Raw genomic sequence first — 18,567 nt, forward strand, 5'->3', positions numbered from 1 at the left:
TGGGATCGGTGGCGACCTGGCCCGCAACAGTGCCTCGTATCGCGTGAAGCTAGCGGGTGTACTGCTCGCTGCTGGGGAAGTCGAGGCGGGGTGCGCGGAGATGAGCGCCGTTCTGGACGCGTACGGTGGCATTTCCTCGCCCCGCTTGGCCGGCAAGCTGCGCGAGTTCCAGCGCACTGCCGCTCGCATCGACAACAGGGCGGCCCGGGACTGTGCGGAGCGCATGCACGAGACCGTACGAGGGAGCATCGAATGACGCAGAACGGCACCGTCGACGTCAGGCGGATGGACGGCCCACAGGCGGCGCGGGTCGAGGCCGCGTTCCGGGCGGTCTACGCCGAGGCGTTCGCCGAACCGCCCTACAGCGAGGGCGAGGACGCCGTCGAGGCGACGTTCCGCCGTTTCCGCTCACAGAGCCGTAAACGTACCTTCCGCGGCGCCCTCGCCCGCAGGGCCGACGGCGAGCCGGTCGGTATGGCCTACGGCTACCCCCTCGGCGCCAACACTGGGTGGTGGGGAGAACTCACCACGCCTGTGGACGACGACATGCGGCGCGAGGACGGGCGCCGGACCTTCGGGCTCATGGAGCTTGCCGTATGTGTGGACTGGCGGGGGCTCGGTATCGCCCGGCGGCTGCATGACGCTCTGCTCGACGGTGTCGAGGCGGAACGGGTGCTGCTGAACGTCCATCCGGAGAGCAAGGCGGCGGTGGCCGCCTATCGAGCATGGGGATACCGGAAGGTCGGCGAGGCACGCCCCTGGGAGGGCGCTGAGCTTCACGACGTGATGCTGCTCGCCTTGCGTTGATCCCCGGTCCACCAGAGCGTCATACGTCGCCCTAGCCCCTCTGACCTGCTACGCAGCGTCCGGGTCGACGGAAGTCGGCTCGGGCGCTGTTGCGTTTTCCCGGGGTCCCTTCAGTCCGCGGCCCGCGCGCCCTGGCGGAAGCCGTTCGTTCGCGCGATGAACACGATCGTGCCCGCCGCCACGGCGAGGGCCAGCAGGACCCACGGGAAAGCGGTCACGCCGGCCTCGTCGAGCAGCAGGCCGCCGACCACGCCGCCGCCCGCCACCGCGAGGTTGAACACCGTCACCATCATGGACTGGGCGATGTCCGCGTCCTCGCCGGCCGCGTCGGCGACAGCCGTCTGCAGCAAGGTCGGCGCGCCGCCGAAGGTGATACCCCAGCACACGATGCCGATCACCGCCGCGGGGGCCGAGTGCAGGCCGATGGCGAGCAGCAGGGCCGCCGCCGCGAAACCGGCCAGGCTCACCAGCGTCACGGCGCGCAGAGCCCGGTCCAGCAGAGCGCCGGTGCCCCAGATCCCGATGACCGCGCCGGCCCCGAACACGAACAGCATCGCGTCGACGCGTCCGCCGAGCCCGGCTGCGGTCAGGTAGGGGGAGACGTAGGTGTAGAGAATGTTGTGGGCCAGGATCCACAGCAGGACCACGAGCAGGACGGGCCGTACGCCGGGCAGCGCGGCCACGGAGGCGATCGGGCGCCGGGCGGAGGCCGCCTGGCCGGGGAAGTCGGGCAGCAGGGCGCGTATCCAGACGATGAGCGCCAGGGCGAGCCCTGAGATGATCCAGAACACGCCGCGCCAGCCGACCACGTCGCCGAGAAGGGTGCCCAGGGGCACGCCCAGCGTCAGGGCGACGGGCTGTCCGACGCCGACGACGGCCAGCGCACGCCCCTGCTGCCGCTCGGGCACCAGACGGCGCGCGTACCCGACCAGCAGACCCCAGATGACGCCGGTCGCCATACCCGCCAGGAAGCGCGCCGCGAGCGTCAGCGGGTAGCTGGACGAGAGCGCGGTGACGGCGTTGAACACCATCAGTCCGGCGATGGCCCACATGAGCAGCGGGCGGCGTCGCATTCCGCGGGTCGCCGCGATCACGGGCACGGCCGCGACCATGGCTCCCAGGGCGTAACTCGTGACGAGCTGCCCGACAAGGCTCTCGGAGACGCCGAGCCCGTCCTCGATGCGGGGGAGCAGACCGGCCGGCACGGTCTCGGTCGTGATCGCCAGAAAACCGGCCGCGGTGAAGGCCAGGAGCTTGAGGACAGGGAGGCGGCGCGGGCCGGTGGATATGAGTGCTGGGTCGGCCTGGCCTGCTTCGGCAGTCAATGAAGTCTCCGTGCGGGTGCGGGTGCGGGTGCGGGTGCGGTGCGGGTGGGGAGGGTGTTCGGGGTGTGTCGGCGAGCCACAGCGGGTGACGGCGGGCGGCGGCCGTGCGGGGGGCCCGGTGGTCCGCAATCCCTGGATCAGTGTCCACGGCGGTGAAATCAGGGCTTGCCGGCGCCCTGTGTCGTGTATGCGCATGGCGGCGAGGCGACGTGTGTCCGGGGGGTGTGGATCGGCGTACGCGCGCCTAGCGTGCTGCTCCATGAGCATCAAGCACAACGGCGGCGTCGCACAATTCAGCGTCAACTCCCCCGAGTTCGAAGAGCTTCGTTATCAGATATACGGTGAACTCCGGGAGACGGAGCCGGTGTTCTGGCACGAAGAGACGGACTCCTGGTTCATCACCCGCTACGAAGACGTCTCCAAGCTTCTGGTCGGTGAACGCTTCATCACCAGCCGCCTCGTGCCCGCCAAGATGGAAATCGTCCCCGAGGGCGAGCGCGCGGAGTTCTCGGACATCATCGACATCATCTCCACGTGGATGGTCTACAACGACCGTCCCCGCCACGCGGAACTGCGCGGCCACATGAACCGTGCGTTCCTGAGCGCCGAGATCGCGCTGATCCAGCCCGAGATCGCCAAAATCGTCTCCGAGCAGCTTGATGATGTGCTGCTCCGCAACGGCACCGAATTCGATTTCGTCACCGAGGTCGCCCACCCCATTCCGGCACTGGTGCTGTGCAAGATGCTCGGCATACCCGGTGACGAGGTCAAGCGCTTCATCCAGTGGTCCGACGACATCGCTGCCTTCATGCAGGACTTCGTCGTCTCGCCGGTGCCGGACCGGGAGATCAGCGCGCAGACCCGGCAGAGCATGCGCGAGATCGTGGCGTACCTGACGGACGCCATCGCCGAACGCCGTGCGGCTCCCAAGAACGACCTGCTGTCCCGGCTGATCTCCGAGCAGCCGGGCGAGGGCGGCCAGCTGCGGGACAGCGAGGTCATGACGCAGGTGATCCACCTGATCTTCGGCGGCCACAAGATTCCCCAGTTCCTGCTGAGCAACTGCCTCCACCTGCTGTTCCGCACGCCGGACGCCCTCGCCGCGGTGAAGGCGGACCCCGAGAAGCTGCTCACGCCCGCCGTCGAGGAGGGCATCCGGCTGGAAGGGCCGACGCAGTTCATCACCCGGCACGCCGCCGAGGACGTGGAGGTGCACGGCAAGACCATCAAGAAGGGGGATTCCGTCTACTTCTACCTGGGTGCGGCCGGGCGCGACCCGAACGCCTTCGAGGAGCCCGAGGCCTTCCGTCTGGACCGGGCGGGCCGCAGGCACCTGGGATTCGGCGGCGGCTATCACGCGTGCATCGCCGCCGCGTTCTCCCGCGTCGAGGTCGAGGAGGTCCTCAAGGGCGTCCTGGCCAGGGTTCCCGACATCCGGCCGCGCTACGACCTCGACAACCCCCGCTGGACCAGCAACCCGACGTTCCACGGGATTCTGGACATGCCGGTCAGCGTGGCCGCGCCGGACGCGCAGTCCGGGGCCGGCGACGCGCAGTCCGGGGCCGGCACGTCACCGGCTGTCGGAGCGGGCCAGTGACGGGCGGCAAAGTGGCGCGCACCGCCCATATCGTCTTCGACTTCAACGGAACCCTCCTCGACGACAACGCGCCGCGCCTGCGGGCTCTCAACGACTCGCTGGTCGGGCTCGGCGTCCCGTCGATCGACATGGACACCTTCCGCAAGACGTTCTGCGTGCCCGTGCCCCGCTTCTACGCCACCCTCCTGGGGCGTGAGCTGACGCAGGAGGAGTGGCTCGAGGCCGACGGCGTCTTCCAGCGGAACTACCTGGAGTACGCGCCGACCCAGACGGAGCTGGTCTCCGGGGCCGTCGAGGCGCTGGCCGCCTGGACCGAGGCCGGGCACACCGCGTCCCTCCTGTCCCTCCACACCCACCAGGACCTGGTCGGTGAGGTGGGCCGGCTCGGTCTGTCCCCCTGGCTGGTCCGGGTCGACGGGCGGCGCGGCCCGACCGGCGGGACCAAGGCGGAGGCCATGCGGCGCCACATCGACCTCCTGGAGCTGCCCGCGGCCCGGATCGTGGCCATCGGCGACTCCCGCGACGACGCCAGGGCCGCTGATGCGGCCGGGGTACGGGCCGTCCTGTACTCGGGCGGGGCCGAGCACGCCGACTGCCTGGACGGCGTCGGCGCGCCGGTCAGCGACTCCTTGTACGGAGCCGTTGAGGAGGCCGCCCGTCTGCTGGAGGTCCCGCTGCCGGCCCGGGCCGCGGCGATCAGCATGACCGGCTGACGTGGCCTTCGGCGCACAGGTGAGGCGGGTGACCCGGGACGATGTGGCCCGCCTCGCCGGTGTCTCGACAGCGGTGGTGAGCTATGTGCTCAACGACGGGCCCCGGGGCGTCGCTCCGGAGACCCGCCGCCGCGTGGACGAGGCGATACGCCGGCTCGGCTACCGCCCGAACCGGCTGTCCCAGGCCATGGCCGGGCACCGCGACACCGGTCTCATCGGTGTGGTCGTCCCGGACATGCGGCGGGCCTTCCTCTCGGAGATGGTGCACGCGCTCGAACAGGCGGCGAGCCGACGCGGGTTCACGGTGGTGGTCGGCAACTCGGGGCTGCGGTCCGAACGGGAGCCGTACTACCGCGACGCCTTCCTCGGCATGAGGATCGCCGGACTCGTCGTGGTGGGGGCCAGGCCGCTCCCCGGCACCGTCGACCTGATCACCCACGAGGGCACCCGCGTGGTGCAGTTGTACGGGCCGGCGCCCACCGAGCCCCGGCCCGGCACGTTCACCGGCGACGAGACCGGGAGCGGCAGACTCGCCACCGAGCATCTGCTGGACCACGGTCACCGCGACATCTGCTTCTTCGCGGAGCCGGACAACCCGGTGGCCGCCCAGCGCGCGGCGGGCTGGCGGGCCGCGCTCGCGGACGCGGGCGCGCACGGGCGGCTGTTCCCCGTGCCCGGTGACCGGCTCGGCGCCTACGAGGCGGCGCGGGAGCTGCTCGACGTACGACCGCAGTGGGAGCGCCCCACGGCCGTCGTGTGCGGGACCGACGAGCAGGCGCTGGGTGTCGTCGCGGCGGCGCGTTCCCTGGGGATTCCGGTCCCCGGCGGTCTGGCCGTCGTGGGTCAGGACGGCATCAGGGAGGCGGGTTTCCAAACCCCCGCGCTGACGACCGTGGTGACCGCTCCGGACCTGCTCGTGCGGGCGGCCCTGGACGCGCTGGGCGCCGGGGCCGCCGTCCCGCCGCCGTCGGCCTCGCCTGCACCGCCCGGCGTGGACCCGGGCCGTCCGCGCCTGGAGGCCGGTGGCTCGTGCGGATGCGGGACGTAGCCCGGGCCGGGACCCGCTTCGGCGCAGGCGGGGGTTCAGAGACAGTGACGCTCGGGTTCCGTCGCGGCCTCCTGCTCGTGCAGGAGGCCGCGCTCGCTGACGAGGAACCCGGCGTGCATGCGGTTCTTGGCCCCCAAGCGCTTCATGATGACCTCGATGTGGCGCTGGCACGAGCGCAGCGACATGTTCAGCCGCCGCGCTATCAGCCGGTCCTCGACGCCCTGCACCATGAGGTGCAGGATCGTGCGCTTGGTGCTCTCGGAAAGCTCGTCCACCACGTCACGCTCGTAGGACGTACTGAATTCCGTTCCCCGGTTCCACGCCCGCTCGAAGGCGGCGACGGCGAACGCGACGACGGAAGGGTCCCGCGCCAGCACGATTCCGCCGGGACGCGTGTGATGGGAGAAGACCGCGACCTGCCGGTCGAAGACGAGCAGCCGCATGAAGGCGTCGCTGCGGGTGCGATATGTGGTGTTCCGCTGCGTCTGGGCCCGCATGTGCGTGATGAGTTCCCGCCGGAACCGAGCCGTGTGGGCCAACAGCGTGCGGACCTGGACATCCGTGCTCAACGGGAATCTGCAGTCGGACTGAGCGTGCCCCGCGGAGGTGACGGCGGCGGACACGTCGGGTTCGGAGCACAGGAGCTCCGAACGGCAGGCGGCGGCCATTTCCAGGGTCAGCTCCAGCGCCCGGCCCGGTGAGGTGACGACTTCCACGGGCGTGCTTCCCGCACAGCGCGCCGCCTCTCTCCGGTACACCTCCGTGAGTTCGTGCAGGGCGATCCTGGTGCGGTCGACCGCGTGCTGCCGCTGGTCGATCTCGCGTTGCAGAGGTCCGAGGAGCTCGACCCTCGCCGTTTCCGGGGCCACCGCGGAGTAATCGGATTCCGAGCCCGGATCGACGCGGACCAGCCGCAGCCGGGTCAGCCTGGCAAGTGAATTCTCTATTTCCTCCGGCCGCATCCCGACGCCCGCGGAAATCTCCCCGACGTCCGAAGGCTCGGCCCTGGAAATCCATCCATAAACCTTCCGGTCCTCATCCCGGAGGTAAGGGATCGAGTCTTGTGGCGATTTCGGGGATGAATCCTCACAACCTTCGTCCAGGGCTTGTGTGTGCCCCTGTCCCGCTCCACGTGTGGCGTCCGACACCTTCGTCACCGCGGTACCCCTCGTATCACTGTCAGGCGGCAATGTGACCCCCTGACCTGCATTTCTCTACGGTGGCGGCATCCTAACCTGATCATGACAGTGAGACTTTCGAAGAATAAATGAAGAGGTGTTCCGTGGCCCTCGCGCCGATCGTCCTCGACAGCGATCCCGGTCTGGACGATGCTGTCGCCCTGCAATATCTGCTCGGCAGTGGGCTGTGGGATCTCAAGGCGTATACCGCTGTCGGCGGAAACGCCCCCATGGAGCAGGTCTTCCGCAACGCCAGGGGACTGGCCCGCGCCTTCGGTATCGACGGCGATGTCCCGGTGCACCCCGGCGCCGGCCGCACCATCAGCCGGGTGGACAGCACCTCGGACTTCCACGGTCCGACCGGTCTGGGGGAGGAGGTCCTCCCGGACTCCACGGCACCCGAGCAGAGCGAACCGGCGGCCGCCGCGTTGCTGCGTCTGTCGCGGCAGTGCGAGGGCGAGCTGACCGTGGTCGCCACCGGGCCGCTCACCAACATCGCCACGGCCCTGCTCCAGGACCCGGGCTTCGCCCACCGGGTGCGCAGGCTGGTGTTCATGGGCGGGGCCGCCCAGGTGCCGGGAAACTGCACGCCGGTCGCCGAGTTCAACGTCTGGGCGGACCCGGACGCCGCCGACATCGTGGTCTCCAGCGGCATCCCGTACACGATGGTCGGTCTCGACGCCACGCACGGCTGGCACTTCACCCACGACGACCTGGCCCGCCTGGACGCCGCGGGACCCGGCCAGGAGCTGACGGCCCGCATCATGCGCGCCTACCTGAAGGCGTACGACACACTCCGCGACCAGGGATCGTGCCCCCTGCACGACCCGCTGGCCGTCGGCGTCGCGGCCGACGAGTCCTTCGTCTCCCTCGGCTCCGGCACGGTCGTCGTCGAGTGCGCGAGCGAACTGGGCCGCGGCCAGACCGTGTTCCTGCCGGAGGCCAGGGCAGGCCGCTACAGCTACTCGGCGTCCATTCTCGACCGGGCGAAGCACCCGGGCCGGGTGGCGCTCGGCACCGGCCCGCGCGACTTCAGCGCCCACTTCATCGAGACGCTGCTGCGCCGCCCCACCGCCTGACCCGCCGGGGCGGCTCGCCCGGACGGCTCGGCCCGCCGTGCGTCCGGCCGGGCGCCGGGCCACGCTGGACCGTCAGGTCCGCGGGGCCCGATCCGGAGGTGCAGTGATGGCAGCAGCCGTGGGCGGAGCGGGGCGGCGGGTTCTCGGCGCGGGTCTTGTGGTGCTGCTGCTCGGGCTCGCCGCGGCCTGCGGCGGTGACGGCGACGAGGGGTCCGGCGGTCGTACGGCCGCCGCCCGCCCCCTCGACCTGGCGTTCACGCACCCCGGCGTGCTCGTCGGCAAGGAGCAGCTCGGGCGGGCCCGCGCCCACGTCCGGGCCGGGGAGCAGCCCTGGCTGGGGGCGTTCGAGCAGATGCGGGACAGCAAGTACGGGGCGGCGGACTACCGGGCGCGGCCGTACGCCGTGGTGGCGTGTCCGCCCGACACCCGCCCCGGCCGTGGCTGCGTCGAAGAACGTGAGGACGCCCTGGCCGCGTACACCCACGCCCTGCTCTGGAACGTCACCGGTGAACGCGCGCACGCCGAGAAGGCCGTGCAGATCATGGACGCCTGGTCGCGGGTGATCACCGGGCACACCGAGGACAACGCCGGGCTGCAGACCGCCTGGGCCGCCTCGTCCTGGGCGCGTGCCGCCGAGGCCGTGCGCTACACGTACGACGGGTGGACCGACGGGCAGCTCCTGCGCTTCGAGCGGATGCTGCGCAACGCCTACCTGCCCCTGGTCAGGGACGGGGCCGTCGAGCGCAACGGCAACTGGGACCTGGTGATGGCCGACGCCACCATGAGCATGGCCGTCTTCCTCGACGACCACGCCACGTTCGAGCGGGCTGTCGGGCACTTCAGGACGCGTGTGCCCGCGTACTTCTACCTGGAGTCGGACGGGAAGCTGCCGGTCTCCCCGCAGGGCAGCGGCCTCGACACCGCCGCCGAGCTGAAGAAGTACTGGTTCGGGCAGGGCACCTACGTCGACGGGCTCTCCCAGGAGACCTGCCGCAACTTCAAGCACGCCGGCTACTCCCTCGCGGCCGCCTCGCACCTGGCGGAGACGGCCCGCCACCAGGGCGTCGACCTGTACGGGGAGGTCAGGGACCGGCTGCGGGCCGCCTTCGAGTTCCACGCCAAGTACCAGCTGGGCGCGCGCGTGCCGCCCTGGCTGTGCGGCGGCAAGGTGCGGCGCGACCTGGGGCCCGACACGGAGGTCGGCCTGAACCACCTGCGGGGGCGGCTGCACCTGGAGATGCCGCAGACCCAGAGGTACACGGAGCAGCGGCGGCCGGAGGGGACGGACGGCCTCTTCGTGGCCTGGGAGACGCTCACGCACGCCGACAGCGCGTAGGGGTTCACGCGCCTGGGGCCGAAGTGGTTCGACGCACCCCTTCGGATGACGTAGAGTTGTGTTTACCGACGCGGGGTGGAGCAGCTCGGTAGCTCGCTGGGCTCATAACCCAGAGGTCGCAGGTTCAAATCCTGTCCCCGCTACTGAAGGCCTGAGGCCGGGAAGCATCAGCTTCCCGGCCTCAGGTGTTTCCCGGCCCCGTAACCCGGTCGGCCCGCATCAGCTCGCACCCTTCCCCCGCTGCGGGAACCCTGAGTGGAGCGCGGTGATGGGCGCGGAGGCGGCGGGAGACAAGCGGTGGGGCAGCGAGGAGGACCCGACAACAGGGGGGCCAGGGGGGCCACCGGGCCCGAGCGGACCTTCGTCCGTGTGCTGCCCCTCCTGCTCCTCGTCGTCGGTGTCCTGTACGACGCCGCGACCCCGCCGGAGTTCACCGCCGCCCCGCTCTTCACGGCGGCCCCCCTGATCGCCGCTCCCTTCTACTCGCTGCTCAACACCGTCCTGACCGGCGCGGCGGCCACGTGCGCCGTCCTCGTCCTGCACTACGGCAACAGCGTCGGCGCCCACGTGGAGGCCGTCACCGAGGTGCTCACCGTGGCGACCGTCGCCGCCCTGGCGATCGTCATCAACCGTGTCGTCCGGCGCGGCAACGACCGGCTCGCCATCGCCCGCTCCATCTCCGAGGCCACCCAGCGCGCCGTGCTGCCCGCGCCCGACCCGCGCATCGGCGGGCTCGACATCGCGGCGCGGTACGAGGCCGCGCAGGCCGACGCGTTCATCGGGGGCGATCTGTACGCGGTGCAGGACACCCCGCACGGCGTGCGGCTCATCGTCGGGGACGTACGGGGCAAGGGCATGGGCGCGGTCGCGGCGGTCGCCGTCGTCATCGGTGCCTTCCGGGAGGCCGCCGAGCAGGAGGCGAGCCTGGAGGCGGTGGCGCAGCGCCTGGAGCGGGCGCTCGCACGTGAGGGCACCCGGCGCGACGGGCTCGACGCGTTCGAGGGGTTCACGACCGCCGTGCTCGCCGAGATCCGGCACGGGGAGGGTTCCGTACGCCTGATCAACCGCGGGCACCCGCCGCCGCTGCTGCTGCGCGGTGACGGGCGGCTGTGCGTCATGTCGGCGAGCGAGCCCGCGCTGCCGCTCGGCATGGGTGATCTGGGGTTCTGGCCGGACCGGGCGGACGAGTCGGAGTTCCCGCCCGGCGCGACGCTGCTCCTCTACACGGACGGCCTGTCGGAGGCGCGCGACGCGGAGGGGGAGTTCTACGATCCCGCGGCGCGGCTCGGCGGGCGGATCTTTCCCGGCCGCGGCGGGCCGCACGCGCTGCTCGCCGCCCTCGCGGGGGAGGTGCGGCGGCACACCGGGGGCGCCATGACGGACGACATGGCGCTGCTCGCGGTGCGGCGTCCCGTCGCCGGCGATCCGGAGGTCACCACCGGTGACTGAAGGGCACCCCTCCGCATAACAACTGACACACTGTCAAGAAAATGTGAAGCTCCGGTGTTTGGTGACCCCGGGTCAACTCGCCCCGTTCCGCCCCCTCGTGTCCCGGTACGTACAGCCGGTGAGCGTTAACGATCAGCTGGAACAGCTTGGAATACGGACCCGCTGTCTATTAACGTTCGATAACGCAGCGCGGTCGTCCCAGCCGTCACTAGAGGCGGCTCCGCGCGCACGCGCCTAATCCCGCAAGGGAGCCGGGGAACCACCAACTTGGGGTGAATCGGGCATCTGTGCATCCGTGCCAGGTGTTCGTAGGAGACCTTCCTGCTCCGAACCCGTCAGCTAACCCGGTAGGCGAGAAGGAAGGAAAGGAGCGCGCCCCAGTGGCGTCCAACCGGCCTGCCCCCCGAGCCGTGTACATACCGAATGACGACGACTTCGGTTCGTACGACGAGGACTCCCTCGACGCCTTCGAGGAGTGGAACCCCACCGAGGAGTCCATCCGTCCCGTCCGCGGCAGGCACCGCGTGCACAAGAAGAGCGGCGGCGGGCTCGCGCGCAGCTCCACCGTGCTCGGCGTGGGCGTCATCGCCGCCGTCGGCGCGGGCGGCATCGCCACCGCGCAGGACGGCAAGCCGCCGGTCTCCATATCGATGCCCGACCTGCCGGGCGTGGGCGCCGTCGCGGACTCGCTGCCGGAGGCCAAGTCCCTTCCCGGCGTCGGGTCGTTGATGTCCGACGACTCGGCGGACACGAACGCGTCCGCCGTCGCGGCCCCCCTCACCGCCGCGGGTGTCAGCACCACCGACGCCGAGCAGGGCACCACCGACGCGGGCGAGGCGCTGCGCGCCCGCATCATGCAGCAGGCCGAGAACCAGCAGAACCAGGCGGACACCGCCGTGCGGACCGCGGCCGAGCAGGCCGCCGCCGAGCAGGCCGCCGAGGAAGCCGCCGACCAGCAGAAGGCGGCCGAGAAGGCCGCGGACGCCAAGGCCGCCGCCAAGAAGAAGAAGGAGGAGGAGGCCCGGAAGGCGAAGGCCGAGGCCGAGCGCCTGGCCAAGCTCGCCAAGAGCTACGCCATCCCCACCTCCTCGTACACCCTCACGTCGCACTTCGGTGACGCCGGTTCCATGTGGTCCTCCGGGCACCACACGGGTCTGGACTTCGCCGCTCCCACGGGTACCCCCCTCAAGGCGGTGCACACCGGCACCGTCAAGGAGGCCGGCTGGGCGGGGGCCTACGGCTACCGCACCGTGCTCGAACTCGAGGACGGCACGGAGGTCTGGTACTGCCACCAGTCCTCGCTCAACGTCAGCGCGGGCCAGAAGGTCAGCACGGGCGATGTGATCGGCCGCGTCGGCGCGACAGGCAACGTCACGGGCCCGCACCTCCACCTGGAGGTCCACACGCCCGGCGGCGCCGGGATCGACCCCCTCGGCTGGCTGCAGAGCAAGGGCCTGAACCCCTGACATGACCCCGCCGGTTTCGTGAGCCATACACGGAACGGAATTAGGTCTCCGGTCGGCGCGTTGAGCGACGTATGACTTCTCTTCGCCAGCTCGGCTCTTCCGACCTCGAGGTCTTCCCCCTCTCCCTCGGCGGCAACGTCTTCGGCTGGACCGCGGACCGTACGGCGTCCTTCGACGTCCTCGACGCCTACACCGCGGCCGGCGGCAACTTCATCGACACCGCCGACGTCTATTCGGCCTGGGTGGAGGGCAACCGGGGCGGCGAGTCCGAGACGCTCATCGGCGAGTGGCTGGCCGAGCGCGGCAACCGCTCCGACGTCGTCATCGCCACGAAGGCCGGCGCGCACCCCGAGTACAAGGGCCTCTCCGCCACCACCGTCAAGGGCGCGGTCGACGCTTCGCTGCGCCGCCTCGGCACCGACTACATCGACCTCTACTACACCCACTACGACGATCCGTCGGTCCCCGTCGAGGAGATCATCGGCACGCTCGACGAACTGGTCACGGCCGGCAAGGTGCGGGCGATCGCGGCCTCCAACATCAGCCCCGAGCGGCTCCAGGAGTCCCTCGACTTCTCCGACCGCGAGGGCCTCGCGCGGTACGTCGCGCTGCAGCCGCACTACAACCTCGTCTCCCGCGACACCTACGAGGGCCCGCTCCAGGAGGTCGCCTCCCGCTCCGGACTCGCGGCCGTCCCCTATTACGCGCTCGCGTCCGGCTTCCTCACCGGCAAGTACCGCCCGGGTGCGCAGGTGGAGAGCGCGCGGAGCGGCCGGGTCGAGGAGTACGTGGGGAGCGAGCGGGGCGACCGTGTCCTCGCCGCGCTCGACGAGATCGCCGCGGCGCGGGGCGCCCAGGTCGCGACCGTGGCGCTCGCCTGGCTGACGGCACAGCCCACCGTGGCGGCGCCGATCGCCTCCGCGCGCACGGTGGAGCAGCTGCCCGCCCTGCTCGCGGTCGGAGACCTGGAGCTGACGGAGCCGGAGATCGCGGCGCTGACCACCGCGTCCGCCTGACCGCCACGTCCGCCTGACCGCCATGCCCGCCTGACGCCCGGCGCTCAGCCGTCGCGGTAGGGGTTGTACGCCGGGTAGCCGTACGCCGGGTGGGGCTGCGGCTGCCCGTACGGGGGAGGGCCGTACGGCGCGTACGGCATCGGGGGCATGACCGGTGCCGTCGCCCCCGCCGCGTACGCCAGGGCGGGGCGGGCCGGCGCACGGCGCTCCCAGAGCTTTTCGAGGAGCTCCCGCTCGCGTACGACGAAGTCGGGTCCGGCCCGGCCGCGACGGCCCCGGTGGCGCAGGAACGCGAGCGACGTCGCGTACATCTGGTACTCCGCGACCGTGCGGGCCGCGGCCTTGCCCCAGGTGTACGAGGCGTAGTCGCGGGCCAGCGAGCGGGCGCGCATCGAGCCGAGCGCGTACGGCTCGGGCGGGGTGAGCCAGCCCGCCGCCGCGTACACGGGCAGCTCGGCGCGGATCATGCGCAGTTCGCGCTGCCGGGTCCAGATCGCCAGCCAGGTCAGCAGGCCGAACGACGGGAGCATGAAGAGGGCGTAGACGGTGAAGAAGCCGTACTGCCCGAAGACCGCGGAGCCGTTCCACAGCGCGTGCATGCCCATCGCGAGCAGCAGGCCGCAGAGCGGGAGCAGCACGCGGCGCACGTGCCGGCCTTCCGCCGACAGCGCGGCGATGCCGAAGCCGATGCCGGTGAGGACCGTGAACAGCGGGTGTGCGAACGGCGACATGACGACGCGCACGAAGAAGGTCGCGGCCGTCACGGAGGCGAGGCCGCTCTCGCGGCTGAGCTGGTCGGTGACGAAGGCGTTGCCCAGATAGAGGATGTTCTCGGTGAACGCGAACCCCGTCGCGGTCACCCCGGCTATGACGACGCCGTCGACGATGCCCGTGAAGTCGCGTCTGCGGAAGAGGAAGACGAGGAGCACGGCCGCCGCCTTCGCGCTCTCCTCGACGATCGGGGCGATGACGGTCGCGCCCAGGGTGTCTGCGCTGGTGGGGTCGGCGGTGGCGGTGGCTATCCAGCGGATCGCGAAGCTGTTCGCGACGATCGCTATGAGGGCGGCCGCGCAGGCGCCCCAGGAGAAGGAGAAGAGGAGGTTCCGCCAGGGGCCGGGCGCCACCCGGTCCAGCCAGCGGAACGCGGCGACGAGCAGCGGCACCGGCACGGTCGCGAGGCCGAGCCCGACCAGGAAGCCCTCGGTGCCCGTCTGCTCCCTGACCAGGGCCAGGATCACCAGGCCGGAGAGGGCGAGCAGGGTGACCAGGGCGGCCACGCGTATCGCGCGCCGCTGCCACCAGCGGACACGCCGCAGCTCCCCCGGGGCGGGCGCCTCGGGGGGTATCGGATACGCAGGACTCGTGGCCACGTCGTCGACCCTAACGAGGGTGGGGAGCGGCCGCGACGGTGCCTCAGTCCTGCGGCGGGGCGACCCGGCGGAACAGCAGGTCGTGGACGACGTGGCCCTTGTCCAGGCCCTGGCCCTCGAAGCGGGTGCGGGGGCGGAAGTCGGGGCGCGGCGCGTATCCGCCGTCGGGTCGGGTGTTCTCGAAGTCGGGGTGCGCGGTGAGCACTTCCAGCATCTGCTCGGCGTACGGCTCCCAGTCGGTGGCGCAGTGCAGCACCGCGCCGGGCTTGAGGGAGGGCGCGGCCAGCGTCAGGAACTCCGGCTGGATCAGGCGCCGCTTGTGGTGGCGGGCCTTGGGCCAGGGGTCGGGGAAGTAGACGCGCAGACCGTCGAGGGAGGCGGGCGGGAGCATCTCGCGGAGCAGGATGATCGCGTCGCCGTTCGCCACGCGGACGTTGGTCAGGCCGCCCCGCTCGGCGAGGCCGAGGAGGTTGCCCTGGCCGGGGGTGTGCACGTCGACGGCGAGGATGCCGGTGTCCGGGTCGGCGGCGGCCATCTGGGCGGTGGCCTCGCCCATGCCGAAGCCGATCTCCAGGACGACGGGCAGGTCGGACGGCTTCTCGCCGTCGCCGAAGAGCTCGGCGAGGTCGAGGGTGCGCAGGCCGTCGATGTCGAGTCCCCACTTGGGCCAGAGCCGGCGCAGGGCGTCGCCCTGGCTGGTGGTGACGCGGCTGCGGCGGGGCTGGAAGCTGCGGATGCGCCGCTCGTGGTGCGAGCCCGCGGGGTCCGGCGAGGGCCCTCCGGGGAACCGCGGCGCGGCCTGCGCCCGGCCGCCCGGCCGGGCGGCGCCGGGGACGTCAGGGGCGTCAGGAGCGCCGGGGGCGTCGGGGGTGCCAGGGGTATGGGGTGAGTCAGACACAGTGCGGCAATTTTACGGGGCCGCCGAGGGAACGCTCACCGGTGAACCCTGTGAACCCTGTGAGCCCCGTGAGCCCCGTGAGTAGCCCTGTGAGCCCCGTGAGCCCTCATCCGTCCGCGCCGTCCCGCAACGAGCCGAGCGCACGCCGGGCGATCTCCCTGCCGATGGGGAGGGACGCCGTGGCGGCGGGAGACGGCGCGTTCAGTACGTGGACCGTGCGCGCGCCCTCCCTGATCAGGAAGTCGTCGACCAGCGTGCCGTCCCGCAGGACCGCCTGGGCGCGGACGCCCGCGGGGGCCGGGACCAGGTCGGCGGGGCGGACCGCGGGCAGCAGTCTGCGCACCGCGTCGGTGAAGGCGGACTTGGAGGCGGAGCGGCGCAGCTCACCCGCCCCGTACCGCCAGTGGCGGCGCGCTATGCGCCAGGAGCCGGGCCAGCCGAGGGTCCCGGCGAGCTCGCGGGGGCGGACGACCGTCCAGTCGTACCCCTCGCGGGCCAGCGCGGGGACCGCGTTGGGGCCCACGTGGACGCCGCCGTCGATGCCCCGGGTGAGGTGGACGCCGAGGAAGGGGAAGGCCGGGTCGGGCACGGGATAGACGAGGCCGCGCACCAGCTCGGGCCTGGCCAGCTCGAAGTACTCACCGCGGAACGGCACGATCCGCATGCCCGGGTCGTCGCCGGCCAGCCGCGCGATCTCGTCGCAGTGCAGCCCCGCGCAGTTCACGAGGACCTTGCCGCGGACGATGCCGCCGTCGGCGGTGCGGACCGCGACGCCGCGGTCGGGGCGGCGGTCGATGTGGCGGACCTCGCCCCGCGTCCCGTACCGGATGTCGGCTCCGGAGGCGTCGGCCAGGTGCTGGGCCACCGCGCTGTAGTCACAGACCCCCGTCGTGCCGACGTGGATGGCGGCGAGGCCGCGGACCTCCGGCTCGTACTCGGATATCTGGGCGGGGCCCAGCTCGCGCACCGGGATGCCGTTCTCCCTGCCGCGCTGGACCAGGGCGTGCAGTCGGGGGAGCTCCGCGCGCTCCGTGGCGACGATCAGCTTGCCGGTGACCTCGTGCGCGATGCCGTACTCCGCGCAGAACTTGATCATCTCGGCGGCGCCGCGGACCGCGTACCTCGCCTTGAGCGAGCCCGGGCGGTAGTAGATCCCGCTGTGGATCACGCCGCTGTTGCGGCCCGTCTGGTGGCGGGCGGGGCCCGGCTCCTTCTCCAGGACCGTGACCGTGGTGCCGGGAGCGGTGCGCGTGAGGGCATACGCCGTCGCGAGACCGACGATCCCGCCGCCGATCACCAGCACGTCGCAGTCGTACGCGAGCTTCCTCACCGCGCCTCACCTCCCACCACAGATACTGCCCTGCGCCACTGACAACGCCGCCAAACCTCGGGCGCCGAATCCTTCCCCACCGCTCCGCGCCGGTTCACCCGGCCTCGGCCGGGGGTTCACCCGTGCCGCGGGCGGCCGGGCGGGGCCGGGGCCGCCGGCTACGCCGGAGCCATCAGCAGGGGCCGGGCCCGCTCGCGGAGCTCCACGACCCGCGGCTCGTCCCCGTACGGCTCGAGGCGGTGCAGCAGGTCCTTCACGTACTCGGTGGTCCTCGCGGACGAAATCCGCCCGGCGACCTCCAGCGCCCGCGTCCCCTGCTCGCACGCCGCGTCGAGGTTCCCGGACTCCAGCTCGGCGACCGCCGACACCACGAGGCGTAAGCCGTGCGAGCGCACGAACTCCTCCGTGGGGCGCGACAGGGCCTGCTCCGTGAAGCGCCGCACCTGGCGCGGCGCCTTCAGGTCGCGGTAGCACTCGGCGGCGTCTGCGGCGAAGCGGTCGTACGAGTAGAAGCCGAGCCAGGTGGGGTCGTGGTCGCCGTCCCTGGCCCGCTCCAGCCACCCCTCGGCGGCCCGCAGCGCCGCCCCCGCAGCCGGTGCGTCGTTGGCACGCGCGTGTGCCCGCGCCTCGACGAGGCGGAAGAAGCTCATGGTGCGGGCGGTGGCCAGGCCCCTGTTCCGCTCCAGGGCGGCCTGCGCGAGGTCGACCCCCTCGTCCCCGAAGCCGCGGTACGTCGCCTGGAGGGACATGGACGCCAGGACGTACCCCCCGAGGGGGACGTCCGCTGCCGCGCGCGCGAGCCGCAGCGCCTGGATGTAGTAGCGCTGCGCGGCCTCCTGCTGGCCGGTGTCGAAGGCCATCCACCCGGCGAGGCGGGTCAGTTCGGCCGACGCTCCGAAGAGGGCACGTCCGACCTCGTCGGAGTACGAGCCGAGCAGCAGGGGCGCCGCCTCGACGCGCAGGCACTCCGGGACCATCGAGGAACGCCAGTCGCCGCCCCCGTACTTCGAGTCCCAGCGGCGGGCGTCCTCGGCGGCCTCCCGCAGCTTCAGTACGTCGCTGTGGCCGACCTTCATCGGGGCGCCGCCGTCGTCGGTGGGCACGGCGTCGCGCGGCACCTCCCGCGTGACGTCACGTGCGACGGAGCTGTCGGCCGGGGTTATCAGCCAGCGTGACGCGGGTGTCGCGTACGCGCTGACCGCGAAGGAGCCGGCCAGCGACTGCCAGATCCCGCCGCCCGCGCGCCGGCCCGCCAGATCGAGGCGGTACAGCTCGGTCGCGGATTTCACCGCCGCTCCCACGTCACGGGGGAAGGCGAGGCCCACCTCCGGCGCGGGGTCGGCGTCGGCCAGGCCGATCTCGTGCAGCGGCACGGGCCGGCCGAGCTTCTGTCCGATGGCCGCCGCGATCAGGTGGGGCGCGGCGCCCTGCGGCACCATGCCCTTGGACACCCAGCGGGCCACCGATGTCTTGTCGTAACGGAGCGTCAACCCGCGTTGTGCGCCGAGGTCGTTGACCCGGCGGGCGAGTCCCGCATTGCTGATTCCCGCGAGGGCGAGAACGGTGCCGAGCTTTTCGTTCGGCCCGCGTTGCTCCCTGGACATGCGCCACCCCTCGGACACAGACGGCTGCCGGGCAGTGCTGGACCGCTCGGCATTCGTGCTGCGTTCCCCCGGGGGCAGCCGTACCCGAGCCGTCCGCGCGCCGCGATCCGGGCGTCCTGCCCGGGTTCCGCGCGCGGTGGCCGGAATAGCGGCCGCAAGAGCGTTTGGCCGATCCTCCAGGTATATGCCTCCGCGAAAACATCAGCACACACAGCGTAGTTCGCCGCATCCCAAGCGTTAAGAGGCGCAGTTCCGGATGGCGAGATTGTTGTCCGTGCGGAAGTGCGCGGACGGCGGTGCGTGCTCCCGCCGTGTGGCCGTGCGCCTGTGTGTGCGCTCTTCTCCGGCCAT

The 18,567-nt window shown here is 71.8% G+C and carries 16 protein-coding genes, 1 tRNA gene and 1 riboswitch; of the genes, 11 read left to right on the plus strand and 6 right to left on the minus strand.

What is annotated here, in order from left to right:
* Positions 1 to 100: 100 nt before the first annotated feature.
* On the plus strand, positions 101 to 256 hold the full coding sequence (locus AB0N81_RS37830) for a hypothetical protein (protein WP_365366684.1): 156 nt from the start codon (positions 101 to 103) through the stop codon (positions 254 to 256).
* Complete coding sequence (locus AB0N81_RS37835) at positions 253 to 807, plus strand: GNAT family N-acetyltransferase (protein ID WP_365366686.1); 555 nt, start codon at positions 253 to 255, stop codon at positions 805 to 807. The genes AB0N81_RS37830 and AB0N81_RS37835 overlap by 4 nt, the downstream gene beginning before the upstream one ends.
* Before the next feature lie 110 nt (positions 808 to 917).
* On the opposite strand, the gene AB0N81_RS37840 is transcribed toward AB0N81_RS37835, so the two are convergent.
* Positions 918 to 2,132: an MFS transporter gene (locus AB0N81_RS37840; protein WP_365366688.1), complete on the minus strand. Its 1,215-nt coding sequence runs from the start codon at positions 2,130 to 2,132 to the stop codon at positions 918 to 920.
* 259 nt (positions 2,133 to 2,391) lie between these two features.
* Between AB0N81_RS37840 and AB0N81_RS37845 the strand changes: the two genes are divergently transcribed.
* From AB0N81_RS37845 to AB0N81_RS37855, 3 genes are read left to right on the plus strand one after another with little or no spacing between them, the layout of a single operon-like run.
* Positions 2,392 to 3,729 carry a cytochrome P450 gene (locus AB0N81_RS37845; protein ID WP_365366690.1) on the plus strand — a complete coding sequence of 446 codons (1,338 nt, stop codon included), beginning with the start codon at positions 2,392 to 2,394 and terminating at the stop codon, positions 3,727 to 3,729.
* Entirely contained in the window at positions 3,726 to 4,442 is a 717-nt protein-coding gene (locus AB0N81_RS37850; RefSeq protein WP_365366692.1) for an HAD family hydrolase, read from the plus strand. Before AB0N81_RS37845 ends, AB0N81_RS37850 begins: the two co-directional genes overlap by 4 nt.
* 28 nt (positions 4,443 to 4,470) lie before the next feature.
* Positions 4,471 to 5,490: a LacI family DNA-binding transcriptional regulator gene (locus AB0N81_RS37855; RefSeq protein ID WP_365366694.1), complete on the plus strand. Its 1,020-nt coding sequence runs from the start codon at positions 4,471 to 4,473 to the stop codon at positions 5,488 to 5,490.
* Between the two features lie 35 nt (positions 5,491 to 5,525).
* Here the strand turns inward: AB0N81_RS37855 and AB0N81_RS37860 are convergent, their stop codons facing one another.
* Complete coding sequence (locus AB0N81_RS37860; RefSeq protein ID WP_365366697.1) at positions 5,526 to 6,359, minus strand: LuxR C-terminal-related transcriptional regulator; 834 nt, start codon at positions 6,357 to 6,359, stop codon at positions 5,526 to 5,528.
* A gap of 413 nt (positions 6,360 to 6,772) precedes the next feature.
* On the opposite strand from AB0N81_RS37860, the gene AB0N81_RS37865 reads away from it, so the two are divergent.
* The 6 genes from AB0N81_RS37865 to AB0N81_RS37890 all read left to right on the plus strand — a co-directional run bounded on the left by AB0N81_RS37865 (position 6,773) and on the right by AB0N81_RS37890 (position 13,014).
* Positions 6,773 to 7,747, plus strand: a complete 975-nt coding sequence (locus AB0N81_RS37865; protein ID WP_365366699.1) for a nucleoside hydrolase — start codon at positions 6,773 to 6,775, stop codon at positions 7,745 to 7,747.
* Between the two features lie 106 nt (positions 7,748 to 7,853).
* Positions 7,854 to 9,083: an alginate lyase family protein gene (locus tag AB0N81_RS37870; protein WP_365366701.1), complete on the plus strand. Its 1,230-nt coding sequence runs from the start codon at positions 7,854 to 7,856 to the stop codon at positions 9,081 to 9,083.
* Between the two features lie 69 nt (positions 9,084 to 9,152).
* Positions 9,153 to 9,226: transfer RNA gene (locus tag AB0N81_RS37875), tRNA-Met, on the plus strand.
* 154 nt (positions 9,227 to 9,380) lie between these two features.
* Positions 9,381 to 10,532 carry a PP2C family protein-serine/threonine phosphatase gene (locus AB0N81_RS37880; RefSeq protein WP_365366703.1) on the plus strand — a complete coding sequence of 384 codons (1,152 nt, stop codon included), beginning with the start codon at positions 9,381 to 9,383 and terminating at the stop codon, positions 10,530 to 10,532.
* A gap of 221 nt (positions 10,533 to 10,753) precedes the next feature.
* Positions 10,754 to 10,901, plus strand: a riboswitch (cyclic di-AMP (ydaO/yuaA leader).
* 41 nt (positions 10,902 to 10,942) lie between these two features.
* Entirely contained in the window at positions 10,943 to 11,998 is a 1,056-nt protein-coding gene (locus AB0N81_RS37885) for a M23 family metallopeptidase (RefSeq protein WP_365366705.1), read from the plus strand.
* Between the two features lie 71 nt (positions 11,999 to 12,069).
* Positions 12,070 to 13,014, plus strand: coding sequence for an aldo/keto reductase (locus AB0N81_RS37890; protein ID WP_365366707.1), 945 nt, complete (start codon positions 12,070 to 12,072; stop codon positions 13,012 to 13,014).
* Between the two features lie 44 nt (positions 13,015 to 13,058).
* Here AB0N81_RS37890 and AB0N81_RS37895 read toward each other — a convergent pair whose 3' ends face one another.
* The 4 genes from AB0N81_RS37895 to AB0N81_RS37910 form a co-directional block, all read right to left on the minus strand.
* Positions 13,059 to 14,384: a PrsW family intramembrane metalloprotease gene (locus AB0N81_RS37895; RefSeq protein ID WP_365366709.1), complete on the minus strand. Its 1,326-nt coding sequence runs from the start codon at positions 14,382 to 14,384 to the stop codon at positions 13,059 to 13,061.
* Positions 14,385 to 14,427: 43 nt separating this feature from the next.
* Complete coding sequence (trmB, locus tag AB0N81_RS37900; protein WP_365366711.1) at positions 14,428 to 15,282, minus strand: tRNA (guanosine(46)-N7)-methyltransferase TrmB; 855 nt, start codon at positions 15,280 to 15,282, stop codon at positions 14,428 to 14,430.
* A gap of 106 nt (positions 15,283 to 15,388) precedes the next feature.
* Positions 15,389 to 16,612 (minus strand): L-2-hydroxyglutarate oxidase, encoded by a 1,224-nt coding sequence (gene lhgO, locus AB0N81_RS37905; RefSeq protein ID WP_365366713.1) that lies wholly within the window; start codon positions 16,610 to 16,612, stop codon positions 15,389 to 15,391.
* Positions 16,613 to 16,770: 158 nt separating this feature from the next.
* Positions 16,771 to 18,216 (minus strand): MFS transporter, encoded by a 1,446-nt coding sequence (locus tag AB0N81_RS37910; RefSeq protein ID WP_365366715.1) that lies wholly within the window; start codon positions 18,214 to 18,216, stop codon positions 16,771 to 16,773.
* Between the last annotated feature and the right edge of the window lie 351 nt (positions 18,217 to 18,567).

It is taken from the genome of Streptomyces sp. NPDC093510, assembly GCF_040683555.1.
GTDB lineage: Bacteria > Actinomycetota > Actinomycetes > Streptomycetales > Streptomycetaceae > Streptomyces.